Source organism: Bartonella henselae str. Houston-1 (genome assembly GCF_000046705.1).
GTDB classification, from domain to species: Bacteria; Pseudomonadota; Alphaproteobacteria; order Rhizobiales; family Rhizobiaceae; genus Bartonella; species Bartonella henselae.
In genome coordinates, this window is sequence record NC_005956.1 from 1,796,813 (window position 1) to 1,810,999 (window position 14,187).

At 38.0% G+C, this 14,187-nt stretch carries 16 protein-coding genes; 14 read left to right on the forward strand and 2 right to left on the reverse strand.

What is annotated here, in order from left to right; genetic code table 11:
- Positions 1–233: 233 nt before the first annotated feature.
- Entirely contained in the window at positions 234–2,669 is a 2,436-nt protein-coding gene (locus AYT27_RS08105) for an FtsK/SpoIIIE family DNA translocase (protein ID WP_011181317.1), read from the reverse strand.
- A 503-nt stretch (positions 2,670–3,172) separates the two neighbouring features.
- Here AYT27_RS08105 and AYT27_RS08110 point away from each other — a divergent pair.
- A complete protein-coding gene (locus AYT27_RS08110; RefSeq protein ID WP_011181318.1) occupies positions 3,173–4,453 on the forward strand; it encodes a ubiquinone biosynthesis hydroxylase in 1,281 nt (426 codons plus the stop codon).
- Between the two features lie 755 nt (positions 4,454–5,208).
- Here the strand turns inward: AYT27_RS08110 and AYT27_RS08115 are convergent.
- Positions 5,209–5,496: an H-NS histone family protein gene (locus tag AYT27_RS08115; RefSeq protein WP_034448447.1), complete on the reverse strand. Its 288-nt coding sequence runs from the start codon at positions 5,494–5,496 to the stop codon at positions 5,209–5,211.
- A 753-nt stretch (positions 5,497–6,249) separates the two neighbouring features.
- On the opposite strand from AYT27_RS08115, the gene AYT27_RS08125 reads away from it, so the two are divergent.
- From AYT27_RS08125 to AYT27_RS08185, 13 genes are all read left to right on the forward strand, one after another.
- Positions 6,250–6,918 (forward strand): lytic transglycosylase domain-containing protein, encoded by a 669-nt coding sequence (locus AYT27_RS08125; protein ID WP_011181321.1) that lies wholly within the window; start codon positions 6,250–6,252, stop codon positions 6,916–6,918.
- A gap of 137 nt (positions 6,919–7,055) precedes the next feature.
- The gene (gene korA / locus AYT27_RS08130) at positions 7,056–7,355 is read left to right on the forward strand and encodes a KorA family transcriptional regulator (protein WP_034448453.1); all 300 of its coding nucleotides are present in this window, start codon (positions 7,056–7,058) and stop codon (positions 7,353–7,355) included.
- Positions 7,318–7,635 carry a VirB2 family type IV secretion system major pilin TrwL1 gene (gene trwL1, locus AYT27_RS08135; protein ID WP_011181323.1) on the forward strand — a complete coding sequence of 106 codons (318 nt, stop codon included), beginning with the start codon at positions 7,318–7,320 and terminating at the stop codon, positions 7,633–7,635. Before korA ends, trwL1 begins: the two co-directional genes overlap by 38 nt.
- A gap of 46 nt (positions 7,636–7,681) precedes the next feature.
- The gene (gene trwL2 / locus AYT27_RS08140; RefSeq protein ID WP_011181324.1) at positions 7,682–7,993 is read left to right on the forward strand and encodes a VirB2 family type IV secretion system major pilin TrwL2; all 312 of its coding nucleotides are present in this window, start codon (positions 7,682–7,684) and stop codon (positions 7,991–7,993) included.
- 23 nt (positions 7,994–8,016) lie between these two features.
- Entirely contained in the window at positions 8,017–8,340 is a 324-nt protein-coding gene (gene trwL3 / locus AYT27_RS08145; protein WP_011181325.1) for a VirB2 family type IV secretion system major pilin TrwL3, read from the forward strand.
- 37 nt (positions 8,341–8,377) lie between these two features.
- On the forward strand, positions 8,378–8,695 hold the full coding sequence (trwL4, locus tag AYT27_RS08150; protein WP_011181326.1) for a VirB2 family type IV secretion system major pilin TrwL4: 318 nt from the start codon (positions 8,378–8,380) through the stop codon (positions 8,693–8,695).
- 153 nt (positions 8,696–8,848) lie between these two features.
- Positions 8,849–9,157 carry a VirB2 family type IV secretion system major pilin TrwL5 gene (trwL5, locus tag AYT27_RS08155; RefSeq protein ID WP_011181327.1) on the forward strand — a complete coding sequence of 103 codons (309 nt, stop codon included), beginning with the start codon at positions 8,849–8,851 and terminating at the stop codon, positions 9,155–9,157.
- A 145-nt stretch (positions 9,158–9,302) separates the two neighbouring features.
- Positions 9,303–9,617: a VirB2 family type IV secretion system major pilin TrwL6 gene (gene trwL6, locus AYT27_RS08160; protein WP_011181328.1), complete on the forward strand. Its 315-nt coding sequence runs from the start codon at positions 9,303–9,305 to the stop codon at positions 9,615–9,617.
- A gap of 137 nt (positions 9,618–9,754) precedes the next feature.
- Positions 9,755–10,069, forward strand: a complete 315-nt coding sequence (gene trwL7, locus AYT27_RS08165) for a VirB2 family type IV secretion system major pilin TrwL7 (RefSeq protein WP_011181329.1) — start codon at positions 9,755–9,757, stop codon at positions 10,067–10,069.
- Between the two features lie 160 nt (positions 10,070–10,229).
- Positions 10,230–10,541, forward strand: coding sequence for a hypothetical protein (locus tag AYT27_RS08170; protein WP_011181330.1), 312 nt, complete (start codon positions 10,230–10,232; stop codon positions 10,539–10,541).
- 12 nt (positions 10,542–10,553) lie between these two features.
- A complete protein-coding gene (trwM, locus tag AYT27_RS08175) occupies positions 10,554–10,862 on the forward strand; it encodes a VirB3 family type IV secretion system protein TrwM (RefSeq protein ID WP_011181331.1) in 309 nt (102 codons plus the stop codon).
- Positions 10,863–10,864: 2 nt separating this feature from the next.
- Positions 10,865–13,336 (forward strand): VirB4 family type IV secretion/conjugal transfer ATPase, encoded by a 2,472-nt coding sequence (locus AYT27_RS08180; protein ID WP_011181332.1) that lies wholly within the window; start codon positions 10,865–10,867, stop codon positions 13,334–13,336.
- Complete coding sequence (locus AYT27_RS08185) at positions 13,333–14,121, forward strand: TrbJ/VirB5 family protein (RefSeq protein ID WP_011181333.1); 789 nt, start codon at positions 13,333–13,335, stop codon at positions 14,119–14,121. Before AYT27_RS08180 ends, AYT27_RS08185 begins: the two co-directional genes overlap by 4 nt.
- Positions 14,122–14,187 lie beyond the last annotated feature (66 nt).

Sequence of the window (14,187 nt, forward strand, 5' to 3'; positions counted from 1 at the left end):
CTGTTTCCATCCTTTCAAAAAGTAAAGAAGTGTTATAAACAATGCTTAATGCGCATTAAGTACCCAAAAACATGATTCTTGTTAACATAAACGCTCTTTTCAATATAAAAAACGTTTTTATATAAAATGCTCCCAAGCAATTAGGTGTTTACCTAATAATTAAGTGACAAATGATAAATAAATACTCTTCTCTAAGAAAGATATTATTTGAAAGACTATCACAAGATTTTATTTTAAAAGCGTTCTTCTTCGGCAGGTACTAAAATTTCTCGTTTCCCCGCATGATTTGCCGCACTAATAATGCCCTCTTCTTCCATCCGCTCAATCAATGAAGCAGCACGGTTATAGCCAATACCTAAACGGCGTTGAATATAAGATGTTGAAGCTTTACGATCACGAAGCACAACAGCAACAGCTTGACTATAAGGATCATCTGCTGAAGGAGAGGTCAAAGAAACATCGTCCCCATTCTCTACGATTTCTTGCGTAATGGTCTCCAAATAATCAGGGCGCGCTTGCCCTTTAAGATGCGCCACAACCTGCTCCACTTCATCATCAGCCACAAACGGCCCATGAACACGCTGGATACGTCCTCCTCCCATCATGAAGAGCATGTCTCCCTGTCCCAATAATTGCTCGGCTCCCTGTTCACCAAGAATTGTTCGGCTATCGATTTTTGAACTTACAGAAAAAGAAATGCGCGTAGGGAAATTTGCTTTAATCGTCCCCGTAATCACATCCACCGAAGGGCGCTGGGTAGCCATAATCACGTGGATACCAGCAGCACGTGCCATTTGTGCTAAACGTTGCACTGCTCCTTCAATGTCTTTGCCGGCAACCATCATTAAATCGGCCATTTCATCAATAATGACAACAATATAAGGCATAGGACTAAAATCGAGTTTTTCCGTCTCATAAAGAGGCTCACCGGTCTCATGATCAAAACCAACTTGAATGATACGCGTTAAGTTCTCTCCCTGACTTTCTGCCTCCTTAAGACGCGCATTAAACCCATCAATATTGCGCACACCAAGTTTTGACATTTTACTGTAGCGCTCTTCCATTTCACGAACAGCCCATTTCAGTGCAATCACCGCTTTTTTTGGATCTGTTACTACGGGTGTTAACAAATGAGGAATGCCATCATAAACCGAAAGTTCAAGCATCTTCGGATCCACCATAATGAGACGGCATTGTTCAGGCGTCATACGGTAAAGAAGTGATAAGATCATGGTATTAATAGCAACAGACTTTCCCGATCCTGTTGTTCCTGCCACCAACAGGTGCGGCATTTTCGCTAAATCAGCAATAACCGTTTCACCACCGATTGTCTTACCTAAAGCAAGTCCTAATTTCGCTTTGCTTTCAACAAATTCCTGCGCTTGTAAAATTTCGCGTAAATAAACCATCTCACGCTTTACATTGGGCAATTCTATTCCAATCACATTGCGTCCTGGCACCACAGCAACACGCGCTGATATTGCACGCATTGAGCGTGCAATATCATCTGCCAGCCCAATGATACGAGAAGACTTAATGCCGGCAGCCGGTTCAAATTCATACAAAGTGACCACCGGACCAGGACGCGCATCAATAATTTGCCCCTTAACCCCAAAATCTAACAAAATGCCCTCAAGTTCCTGAGAGTTGGCTTTTAAGAAAGCAGGAGAAAGTTTTGCATCCCTTGCTGTCGGTGGAGAAACTGAAAGATAATCCAAAAGTGGAAGAAGAAAATTACCGTTTGAAGAAGTTGTTAAAGGCTTGAAAACACGATTTTTAACCGAAGAAGTGAAGACCTTATTTTGAGAGTTCTCACATTTTGTTTTTTCATCAAAGAAAATTGGTTCAATGCGATCAAAGGACTTTTCCTGTCTTTTAGACTGCCTTTTGAAGGAGAAAAAACGAAAAAAACGCGCTTGTAGAAAATAAAAAAGATGTAAAAGAGCTCCAAAAGTTGTAATAAAAAAACCGTGCTTTCCTTCCTCTTGAACATATTCTGTATCTTCTGGCACATCAAAGATAGGCTCTAAAATTTCATTCTTCTGAACGTTTTTTAATTTTCTTTTATTTTTCCGGCGCCGCCATATCACATTGCCCGCAAAAGCAGCCATTAAAAAACTTAAAAAGATCAATGCAATACCCAACAGCACACTCTGAAATGGAGAAAGAAAAACAGAAAAGATTAAAGAGGCAACACTTAAAACTTTATCACCCAAAACCCCTCCCAGCCCCATCGGCAATGGCCAATTGGTAAAAGGTGCAAGAGGCGTCATAAGAGCAAAAGAAATTAAAAAACAAATGGTTGAAACCACCCACAAAAAAAGGCGAAAAACTAAATTGTGGATATTCTTTTGCGCCAGTAAAAGAAACGACCAAAATAATGGCGGCAACAAAACACCAAGACTTGCCAGACCAAAAAACTGCATAAAAAAATCTGAGAAAATTGCACCTGTCCACCCCATAGAGTTTATAATTTCATTTGTAGTTGCATGCGTTAATGAAGGATCTGCAACATTCCAAGTTGCCAAAGCGAAAACGCAAAAAACAATGAAACCCAAAAGCCCAAGCCCAATGAAAACACCAATCTGGCGCAAAAACATTTCTACGAGCCGCGAACCTTGAGAACTCTGCACTTCTAATGAATCATAAGGAGAAGAACTTTGCTGCATCCATCAATTCCAAATACAAAATCTTCCTATTAAAGGGTTTATAACATTCGGGTTATAAAATTATGGCCGCAAAATATTAATACAGTTTTAACCATCATAATCATAACAATTTCCTTAACCTGTAGTATCGTAACACATTATCCTGCAAAACAGGTATAAAGGAAACATTCACGCATGTTAAAAATACACTATCGTTTTTGTCTGATTTCAGTTTTCTTTTGTATCAACCAAGTATACAAATAGAGGACATGTCAATTTGAACAGAACGTTCAAGATAGGATTTATTAAGTGAAGTCCATGAAGGAAATTACACAAATAATCAACAGGAGAAACAAACCCAAGAAAACTTCACCTGTTTCATAAACCAGTGTCCGTTCAAAGAACTTTATATTTTATAGAGCAAGAAAGAAGTTAAATATTGTATAATTAAATAAGATAATCTTAAAGAAAAATACCCTTTTTGTTTAAGGACGAACAAACTGCAAACAATGAAGCAAAACATTATGTACTCTGATCTCAATGAAGGTGTAAAACCCTACAGAATGACAAAATCTCATAAAAATATAAAACAATGTGATCTCCTCATTGCAGGGGGTGCAGCTGTTGGTTTAACATTGGCAATAGCACTCAAACAAGCTGCCCCTGAACTGAAAATTAACATCGTTGACGCTGCGCCTCAAGAAGTTATCCCCGTTTCCAATATACGCGCACTTGCCCTTGCTGCAGCTTCTATTCGTATGTTAAAACAATTACAATGTTGGGAACATATAGCCCCCCATGCCCAACCCATTCATTCCATGATCATAACAGATGCATACACAAATGATCCTGTCAAACCAACTCTCTTAACCTTTGAAGGAGATATTACTCCCAACGAGCCCTTTGCTGCTATGGTGGAACATAAAGAGCTCCTCAATGCTTTAAAAAAGCGTGCAAAAGATCTGGATATCCCCTTCATCACTAACATGCGTATTGTTGATTTCCACCAAGAAGATCAACACACCACTGTCACTTTAAGCAATAAAGAAATTTGGCAAACGAAGTTGCTAATTGCGGCCGATGGAGCACATTCGAAATTACGCGAAAAAGCAGGTCTTAAAAAGTTTTCTCATTCTTATACACAAACAGCAATCATCTGCACAGTCGAACATGAAAAACCCCATCATGGTCAAGCAATCCAACATTTTTTACCTGCTGGACCCTTCGCTCTTCTCCCTCTCAAAGGCAACCGATCAGCTATTGTATGGAATGAAGACCATAAAACTGCGCAATATTACCTTAAAGCCGATGCTCTTATTTTTGAAACAGAAATCGAAAAACGCATTGGTCACCGATATGGAAAACTCTCTTGGAATGGTGAACGCCAAGGCTTTCCCTTGAACCTTTCTTTAACACGCCAATGTATTAAACCGCGCTTTGCTTTGATTGGTGATGCAGCGCACACAATCCACCCCCTTGCCGGACAAGGTCTCAATTTAGGCTTACGCGATAGTGCTGCACTTGCCGAAGTTATCATTGAAACAGCACGATTGGGTCTTGATATTGGCTCCCTTACTGCTTTAGAGCGCTATCAAAGCTGGAGACGTTTTGAAATTGTCCGCATGGCCTTGAGCAATGACTGGCTTAATAAACTCTTTTCTAATGATAATCTTCTCTTACGAACGCTCCGGGATGTCGGCCTTGGAATTGTCAATCAAACACCAAAGGTAAAAAAATATTTTATTCAGGAAGCTGCCGGCCTCACCCCTCATGCTCCACGTCTGCTACACGGTCTCCCCCTCTAAGCAAAAGAATACAACATCGCGCTTTTGCAACCTGAACAAAGTACTCTTTTAAAAAAATCCCCTCCGATACGCATCTTAAAATGCCAAGATTTTGCCAATCCCTATTATGATAGAACAGATTGCCCATACCCTACTGCATCACGATAGGTGAAAACTTCTACATTGATCCTCCCCTCTCTCACACCCTCAAAGAAAAAGATAACAGCTGAAAAATTGCCCAATCTTTTTGATCTTCAATGCGTTCTTTATAAAGCGATGTTGGTGCAGATAATGAATTTTGGTAACAAACAACTTCAAAACGTATCACAAAACCCTCTATCAAAACAAAAATGCCAAAACCAACAAGAATCACAGAAAAGTTCCGTTTTCCAATACACTCTCTCATCTAAAACCATATGCGCAATAAAGAAACCTTATGCCTCATAAGAAGAGGAAGCAAATGCCTGATATATAAACCTTACAAAGAGAGATATTAACTGAAATCTATAAAAGCATAGGCTGAGACTTACAGATTAGCATTATAAACTCGTAAGCGCGTGAGTAAAGTTATAGACTTTCTGAACTTGAAAGAACTTTCCCCATTCCCTACGACTTTATGAGACCGAACCGGTATTTTTACATATCGAGCCTGCGTTTTTACAGATCATATCGTTGAAAAAACACACCTGCTTGCATTCATCTCTTTTGCTCTCCTTATCCCTTGGTAAAAGTACGCAGACTTGTGACACAAGTATTTTATTCCGATTGCAGATGTATTATGTTACTTCTAATTCTTCAAGCGCATAACCATTCTCCAACCATTCTTTAATCCACTTAGGTTTACGCCCACGCCCATTCCATAATTCCCATTGGTTATTGGGATTTCTATAATGACGCTCTTTGCGCACAAGATCAGCGATATCAATTCCATGTGCATTGGCAATTTCAAGAATTTTTCGCCGTGCATTCTGCTTCTCTTTTGCCTGCCGTTTTTTCAATTCTGCATCAATTTGGATGCGCATTTCTTGTAACTCATCAAGGTTCATGTTTTTAAGATTATTCACTTTATTACTCCCCTTGCAAAAAAGAATTGTGCTTTGCCATATTTTAAACACAATTATAGACGATTTTTGTCTATTTATTATCGAAATTAAAATTATGATGAATATATCACTTTTACGGAGATATGCTTTGAACCACGAAGAACTACTCATTTGTGCCTCAGTTTTCACTTCCGTATCCTTTTTCAGTTCGATCGCTGAAACTGGTAATCGGAGTGTGAAAACTTCATTGCAATTCTCTGACTCTCATGGATCAGCGGTCGAAAGTGCATATAAATCGCCGTTTTATAAGATATGGCAAGACTTGATAAAGAACAAGCCCTTAAAACATAACGGCAGTGCAATTCATTTACACAACAAGAAAGGCTCTCACATAAAACAGGTTGCTGTTTCATATCAGTCATGGCTAGAAAGAGTAAAAACTGCAGAAAATTATATAGTGCAGTCAGCCACAATACACCCAAAGAAATGTCTCTGGCTTAGAGATCTCTTCTCCTTTTGCAACCAAAATAATTGTAGCATTTGTAGATGTAATATATATGGTTTTGTTTTACATGTTTGCACAGCGAAACACATATTGAAATATGTTAAAAACATTCTCCTAAACAACGGAATTTGTGGTTGCAAAGAACAAAGTTCTAAATTGAGTAATATTACTTCGCCAATCTATAGCAATGCAATGTGGCAGAACTTGAAAATCCCACATAACATTGGTTTTTATATTGATAAATTTTTCCATCATAGGGTGTATTGCGCATGACTATTCCAGGCTTTATGATGTTCGCTGCCGCATGTGCGCCCGCTATTCATCCTACGACATTTTCAGCTGTCGACATACAAGAATCATCGGATTATATCTCTGTAAGAAGCACAAATGATGACCCTAAAGTTTCACGTCAATCTTCCATGTTTGAGGAAACAGTCGCAACAGTTGAACAATTTAAGCAGTGTGGGCGTAATTTCGACATTAGTTTGAGACAAATTAACGTCAGAAATTTGGAATATTTTGGCGTGTCTCTCTCTGATTTATTTAACCTCTGCGAAAATCTCAAAGCTATACAAGCTGTTGTAGCAGACTGTTCTGAACGTGAAAAATTAGAGTACGGCTCTGAAAAAACTACGTTGCAATCTGTGCTAAGCTTTTACAACACGAAAAGCTTCAAGGGTACTTTTAGCACCGCTTATGTGCAAAAAGTTGCCTCACATATTGGAGTGCAAGTTTCTGCGCCTCTCAGTCAAAAGTCACAAGAATCTATAGAGCTTAGCACAGAACAGCCAGAACAAATAATAGAGACAGAAACTTTTCCTCTTTCCTCAGAAGACTTGGAAGATGCTTTTACCCATAATGCAAGCAGCGTTGGTGATGTTTTTACAACAGAAGATTCCTCTTTGACAGCAGAAACTTCTTCTTCATTCGAAAGATAGCAAGCGTGATGGTTGCTGCATTTATGGATTAGAACTGTAATTTTGATAGGACACAGTAATGAAAGGTAGATAAAGAAATATTAAAGCTCTAATTAGTAAGATTGGACGAAATCTTTTCTAATTGAGGGCCAGAAATAATGAAAATGATAGAACAAAATAGTGTTGACATAGCATTTAATCAAAAAGCAGCGCGTGAAATTACAGTCGTGATGCGCTCGGAGAGAGAGTGGTATTTTACATTTGTGGCGGATGATCCAATAACTGGAAAACCAAATGAATATACACTTCTTACACAGAGAGGGAAATTAAGAACTTGGGCTGATCCTAAATATCTCTTTAAATTTCTTCATGAAAGAGGTGTTACTTATGGAAAATTCAATCTTAATCAGGATAAAAAAAATGAAACGATTCAATATGCTTCCAGCAATAGCTCATAATAAAACCATTGCAACTGTTGCAGCTTTCACCGTATTCCTTATGACTCATCCTGTATATGCTCAAGCACAAGGTTTAAAAAATGCAGGAGATGTTTTAAAAAAACTCCAGACTGAATTGAAGGCGATTATTCCAATTGCTGCTGCTGTTATACTTTTGTGCTTAGCAATTGGTTACGCAGGACGTTACATAGAGAAAGATACATTTGTACGCTGGTCAGTTGGTGTCATCATCGCTGGATCAGCAGCTGAACTTGCCAACATGTTATTTAAAGCAAACTAAGAAGAAATCAATTGTGCCAACTATAATCTTAATTAGAGTAAAAAATATGAAACAATTAAGTAATCTTCGATCAAAAAATAACAATAGGATTGTAGAAATTGCTGCGGCTATGACTGTATTCTTTATAACTTGTCCTGCATATGCCGCACTAGATCATGCAAAAAAGGCTTTAGACACCTTGCAGAATGACCTTATTAAAAACATCATTCCTGTTGCAGCTGCTATCATACTTTTGTGCTTAGCGATTGGTTATGCAGGCCGCTACATCGAAAAGGATACATTTATACGGTGGGCTATTGGCGTTGTTATCGCTGGATCAGCAACCCAACTTGTTACCTTATTATTCACCAAACAATAAGAACAAATGTAGAGTGAGATGCTATGAAACAATCAAATATTTTTCAATCAAAAATCAACAATAAAATCCTCACGACTACAGCAACTATAACCGTATTTGTTATAGCGCATCCTGTATGTGCTCAAGCACAGCAAGGTGGTTTAACTAATGCGAAAAAAGCTTTAGAAGATTTTAAAAAACAATTGGATATAATTATTCCTATTGCCGCTGCTGTTATACTTTTGTGCTTAGCGATTGGTTACGCAGGGCGTTACATAGAGAAGGATACATTTGTACGCTGGTCAGTCGGCGTGATTATCGCTGGTTCAGCCGCCGAACTTGCAGGTATGTTATTCAAAGCAACATGAAAAGAAATCAATTATGCCAACTACGATCTTAAATAATATGAAACGATCAAACGTTCTTCAATCAAAAATCAATAATGACATCTTCGCAATTGTTGCGATTATGACTGTATTTCTTATAGTGAATCCTGTATATGCTCAAGCACAAACTTTACAGAAAGCAGAAAACGCTTTAACTGCGCTCCAAGGTCAATTGAAAACAATTATTCCTGTTGCTGCTGCTGTCATACTTTTGTGCTTAGCAATTGGTTATGCAGGACGTTACATAGAAAAAGATACATTCGTACGGTGGGGAATAGGTGTTGTCATAGCTGGATCAGCAGCTGAACTTGTTAATGTATTATTCACAACGCAATAATGAGAATGAATTATAAGGTTATGTAGCATGGAATATTCTTTTTATTCAAAGAAAAACTTAGATTTAAATTATTTTATGCATATCAGTAAATGTATTAGTTAATATCGAAAAAAGTTATTCTTGCTAATTATAACCTGAATTAGGGTCAACAATATGAAACGATTAATTAATCTCCAATCAAAAAATAACAACAGGATTATCGTAATTGCTGCATCTATAACTGTGTTTTTTATAGGTAGTCCTGTGTATGCTAAATTAACAAACGCTGCAAATGCTCTGAAAAATCTGAAGGAAGAACTTACTGGAAAAATTATCCCTGTTGCCGCTGCTGTTATACTTTTGTGTTTAGCAATTGGTTATGCAGGACGTTACATCGGAAAGGATACGTTTATACGGTGGGCTATTGGCGTCGTCATTGCTGGCTCAGCAGTCCAACTTACCGGTCTTCTGTTCACCCCCTAATTGATATTCATTATGAAACGAGCATAACACAAAGTATTTTTTTTCAAAATGCAGCTCCTATCCATCAGTTGTAGATAAGCCAATGGTAATTTCAATTAATACTGAAGAAATGTTATTTATGAAAACTTTAATTAGAATGAAAAACATGAAACGATTAATTAATAACAAATCAAAAAGTAAAAACAGCATTGTCGCAATTGCCGCAACTGTGACGGTATTTTTTATGGATACTCTTGTATATGCCCAAACTTTAGATAAGGCTGAAAAAGCTCTCGGCAGTCTGAAGAAAGATCTTGTTGAAAAAATTATCCCTGTTGCCGCTGTTGTTATACTTTTGTGTTTAGCAATTGGCTATGCCGGGCGTTACATTGAAAAGGATACATTTATTCGGTGGGCTATTGGCGTTATCATTGCTGGTTCAGCAACGCAACTTGCCACTATGTTGTTCGGCACACCATAATGAAGCAGCTTATAAGCACAACCTATTCTGTTTTTCGAAAATGAAATCTATATCCAATAATCATAATATGCCAGTAATAATGCTAATTATACTAGGAAAAATGGATAATGATTTATAAAAACTGAAGGATGGAAAATATGAAACAATTAAATAATCTCAAATCAAAAATTAACAACAAGATTATCGCAATTGCCGCAGTTATGACGGTGTTTTTTAGGGGTAGTCCTGTATATGCCCAAAAAAATTTAGAAAACGCTAAAAATGCTTTGAGCAGTCTACACACAGAACTTACAGGCAAAATTATTCCTGTTGCTGCTGCTGTTATACTTTTGTGCTTAGCAATTGGCTATGCCGGGCGCTACATCGAAAAGGATACGTTTATACGGTGGGCTATTGGCGTTGTCATTGCTGGCTCAGCAAGCGAACTTGTCGCACTATTGTTTACTACTTAATGATATTACGTATGAAAACAACATAACTCAAGTTTTTTCATTTTTTCAAAATGAAGCTCCTATTCATCAGTTGTAGATAGAGCGGTGGTGCTTTTTACTTATACTAAAAGTCAAGGGGAATTGATTGTTTATGAAAACTTCAACCGTAAGGAGGAAAAATATGGAAAGCTTAAATATTCTTCGAACAAAAACTGTTAGAAAAATTAGTTTTATTTTTACAGCTTTGGTTGTGTTTTTAACGACTCAACCTAGTTGTGCCCAAACAACAAGCAAAGGTTTAGAAATCCTCATAGGTATGCAGTATGGGTTAGGTATCATTATTCCCATTTTTGCTGCCATCATTCTTTTCTTTCTCCTGCTTATTTATATGTGTCGCATCATCTCAAGGATTACATTTGCGCGATGGGCGTTTAGTGTCATCATTGCTGGAGCAGCATTTTATATTAGCAGCATATTGTTTTACATAAACTAATCGGAGCAGCTTATGAAACCACAAAAACACGAAGCATTTCCACTATTTAAAGGTGCAACACGTGTTCCAACAATTTGGGGAGTACCGATGATGCCACTCATCGTTATGGCTATGAGTGTGGCTGTTATTGCTATGACAATAAACATCTTCTTGTGGCTCATAGCGCCTCCTTTGTGGTTTATTATGGCACAAATTACCAAGAATGATGATAAGGCATTCCGTATCTGGTGGTTATGGATCGATACCAAATTTCGCAATCGCAATAAGAGCTTTTGGGGCGCATCAAGTTACAGTCCCTCTAACTACCGCAAAAGGAGATAAACATGATGGCTGTTGAAAGCAGCAAACGCCTCGCGTCAGAAACACCAGTAAGCCTTTTCATACCCTATTCACATCATATTACAGACACGATTATCTCTACCAAAAACGCAGAATATTTATCGATCTGGAAGATTGATGGTCGTTCGCATCAAAGCGCTTCAGAAGAGGATATTTTTCAGTGGGCTAGAGAGCTAAATAATACCTTACGTGGTATTGCGTCGGCTAATTTATCTCTGTGGACACATATCGTGCGCCGCCGTGTTTATGAATATCCCGATTCAACATTTGATAAAATGTTTTGCTACCAACTCGATGAAAAATACCGGCAAAGTTTTACTGGTTATAATTTGATGGTCAATGATCTGTATCTGACCGTTGTTTTCCAGCCGATAGCTGATAAAGTTATGTCATTTTTTTCTCAGCATGAACGTGAAACGCTTGATCAAAAAAAGATGCGACAAGAATCATGTATCAAAGCTCTCAATGACATTAACCGTACCTTAGGTCAGTCGTTTAAACGTTACGGTGGAGAACTTCTTGGTACATATGAAAAAAATGGTCATGCTTATTCTTCTGCCCTTGAATTTCTGGCAATGCTTGTCAATGGTGAGTACTCCCCTATGCCGATCTGTCGCGATCGTTTTGCTGACTATATGTCTATTAATCGGCCTTTCTTCTCAAAATGGGGCGCACTCGGTGAACTGCGGACAACCAGTGGAATACGCCGATTTGGAATGATGGAAATCAAAGAATATGACACAACAACTAAACCAGGACAATTTAATGTTCTGTTGGAAAGTGATTTTGAATTTGTGTTGACACAGAGTTTTTCTGTACTCTCGCGCCACGCTGCCAAAGATTATTTGCAGCGGCATCAGCGTAATCTTATTGATGCTCGTGATGTAGCAACAAGTCAAATTGAACAAATTGACGAAGCATTAAATCAGCTGATAAGTGGGCATTTTGTCATGGGTGAACACCATTGTACACTGACCATCTACGGTGATACAGTTCAACAAGTTCGTGACTATATGGCAAAAGCGAATGCTGCACTGTTAGAAGTTGCAGTGTTACCAAAACCTGTAGATTTGGCCATAGAGGCTGGTTATTGGGCGCAACTTCCCGCAAATTGGAAATGGCGACCACGTCCCGCACCAATTACGTCACTGAATTTTTTATCCTTCTCATCTTTTCACAATTTTATGTCAGGCAAACCGACCGGGAATCCATGGGGACCGGCAGTGACAATTCTTAAAACAATAAGTAAAACCCCGCTTTACTTTAATTTTCATGCTTCCAAACTTGAAGAGGATGCGACAGATAAGCGGTTACTTGGTAATACCGCAATCATTGGGCAATCTGGTTCTGGTAAAACCGTTTTGCTTGGGTTTTTGTTAGCGCAAGCGCAAAAATTCAAACCGACAACTGTTGTTTTTGATAAAGATCGTGGCATGGAAATTGCCATTCGAGCAATGGGAGGGCGGTATTTGACATTTAAGCCTGGTAGGCAAAGTGGTTTCAATCCGTTCCAACTTCCACCGACACAAGACAATCTCACTTTTCTTAAACAATTTGTTAAAAAGTTGGCAGAAGCGAGTAGTGAAATCACACACCGCGATGAAGAAGAGATTAACCAAGCTGTCATGTCCATTATGAGTAGCAACATTAACCCATCGTTGCGTCGATTGTCTTTTTTGCTGCAATTCTTACCAAATCCGCATTTGAATGATTATAATTCACATCCATCTGTTCACACCCGCTTGATAAAATGGTGCGAAGGTGGTGATTATGGATGGTTATTTGATAATCCCACTGATGCACTTGACCTCTCAACACATCAAATTTACGGCTTCGATATCACTGAATTTTTGGATAACCCAGAGACTCGTACTCCCGTGATGATGTATTTGCTCTATCGCACGGAAGGAATGATCAGTGGACAAAGGTTTATGTATATCTTTGACGAGTTTTGGAAGCCATTGCAAGATCCGTATTTTGAAGATTTAGCAAAAAATAAACAAAAAACTATTCGTAAACAAAATGGTATTTTTGTTTTTGCAACACAAGAGCCTACTGATGCGCTAGAGAGTAATATTGCCAAAACGTTGATTCAGCAATGCGCAACTTACATTTTTTTAGCCAATCCGAAAGCAAATTATGAAGACTATACAGAAGGTTTCAAACTAACAGATGCAGAGTTTGAACTAATCAAAGGAATTGGCGAATTTAGTCGTCAATTCCTTATCAAGCAGGGTGATCAATCTGCCCTTGCAGAACTTAATCTCGGCAAATTCCATGTGACAATTGATGGAAAAACTGTCGAACAAAACTTTAGCGATGAACTTTTGGTGTTATCAGGTACACCTGACAATGCAGAGTTGGTTGAAAATATTATCGCTGAAGTGGGGGATGATCCGGCACTATGGTTACCGGTTTTTTTACAACATATAAAAACTAACAGGAGGACAACATGAAAAAAATGATTTTTACAATAACGATAAGTGCAATTCTTGCAACGCAAAGCCCGGCTCTTGCAGTTCCTTTTGGAAGTTCTTGGATTAGTGGAAATTCTTTTGGTATAACCCGTTTGGGAGATACTTGGGATTATAGAGATTTCACTACCCTTGGAGGGTTTAATCTTCCTAAATTGCGACATGCAGAAAAAATGGAAGAGGAATTACAAAAGCTATTTATAGAACACGAAAAGAAGCAGAAGCAAAAGGACTTAAAGATAACCAACGATATACTTGAAAAAATATATAAGTCTATAACAGGAAAACGAGATTTGGGCATTGCAGCACTAGATTCTACCAGTTTTTTTCTCAAAAACCCAGAGTATATCTACGATCCGGATAAAAATTCTGGTATGTCTTCATCAGTCAAAAGCATTCTACAAAAGGAACAAATTTCTGATATCCGTGAAGCTCGAAAATCTATTGAAGGACGCGAACAATACGCAACGGTTGTCGATAAAGCCGTAAGTTTTCAAACTTTTCAAGAAGCAGAAAATCGTTTTAAACAAATTGCAAAAATGTTAGCCGACGTCGAAAAAACAAAAGATCTGAAAGATATTGCCGAATTACAAGCGCATATTAAAAGTAAATTAGCTATGATCCAAAACGAAAGTGCAAAATTGCAAATGGTTGCGCATCTACGCAACGCAGAACAAGGACTTATCAACCAACAAAAACACAAACGTAATATGAAAATTCTTGATAGTAAAAATACAGCAATGCCAACTATACGGTCTATACGGTAAAGTTTTTATGAAAAAATTATCTATTATAAATCTTCTTTGCTTGTAAAAATAAAAGTTGGTGCATAA

Bases quoted from the DNA above. Each gene is read 5' to 3' on its own strand.
- trwL2 (WP_011181324.1), top strand. From the start codon at position 7,682: ATGAAACAATTAAGTAATCTTCGATCAAAAAATAACAATAGGATTGTA.
- trwL5 (WP_011181327.1), top strand. From the start codon at position 8,849: ATGAAACGATTAATTAATCTCCAATCAAAAAATAACAACAGGATTATC.
- AYT27_RS08185 (WP_011181333.1), top strand. From the start codon at position 13,333: ATGAAAAAAATGATTTTTACAATAACGATAAGTGCAATTCTTGCAACG.
- trwL4 (WP_011181326.1), top strand. From the start codon at position 8,378: ATGAAACGATCAAACGTTCTTCAATCAAAAATCAATAATGACATCTTC.
- AYT27_RS08105 (WP_011181317.1), bottom strand. From the start codon at position 2,669: ATGCAGCAAAGTTCTTCTCCTTATGATTCATTAGAAGTGCAGAGTTCT.
- trwM (WP_011181331.1), top strand. From the start codon at position 10,554: ATGAAACCACAAAAACACGAAGCATTTCCACTATTTAAAGGTGCAACA.
- AYT27_RS08180 (WP_011181332.1), top strand. From the start codon at position 10,865: ATGATGGCTGTTGAAAGCAGCAAACGCCTCGCGTCAGAAACACCAGTA.
- korA (WP_034448453.1), top strand. From the start codon at position 7,056: ATGAAAATGATAGAACAAAATAGTGTTGACATAGCATTTAATCAAAAA.
- AYT27_RS08170 (WP_011181330.1), top strand. From the start codon at position 10,230: ATGGAAAGCTTAAATATTCTTCGAACAAAAACTGTTAGAAAAATTAGT.
- trwL7 (WP_011181329.1), top strand. From the start codon at position 9,755: ATGAAACAATTAAATAATCTCAAATCAAAAATTAACAACAAGATTATC.
- AYT27_RS08110 (WP_011181318.1), top strand. From the start codon at position 3,173: ATGTACTCTGATCTCAATGAAGGTGTAAAACCCTACAGAATGACAAAA.
- trwL3 (WP_011181325.1), top strand. From the start codon at position 8,017: ATGAAACAATCAAATATTTTTCAATCAAAAATCAACAATAAAATCCTC.
- trwL6 (WP_011181328.1), top strand. From the start codon at position 9,303: ATGAAACGATTAATTAATAACAAATCAAAAAGTAAAAACAGCATTGTC.
- trwL1 (WP_011181323.1), top strand. From the start codon at position 7,318: ATGAAACGATTCAATATGCTTCCAGCAATAGCTCATAATAAAACCATT.
- AYT27_RS08125 (WP_011181321.1), top strand. From the start codon at position 6,250: ATGACTATTCCAGGCTTTATGATGTTCGCTGCCGCATGTGCGCCCGCT.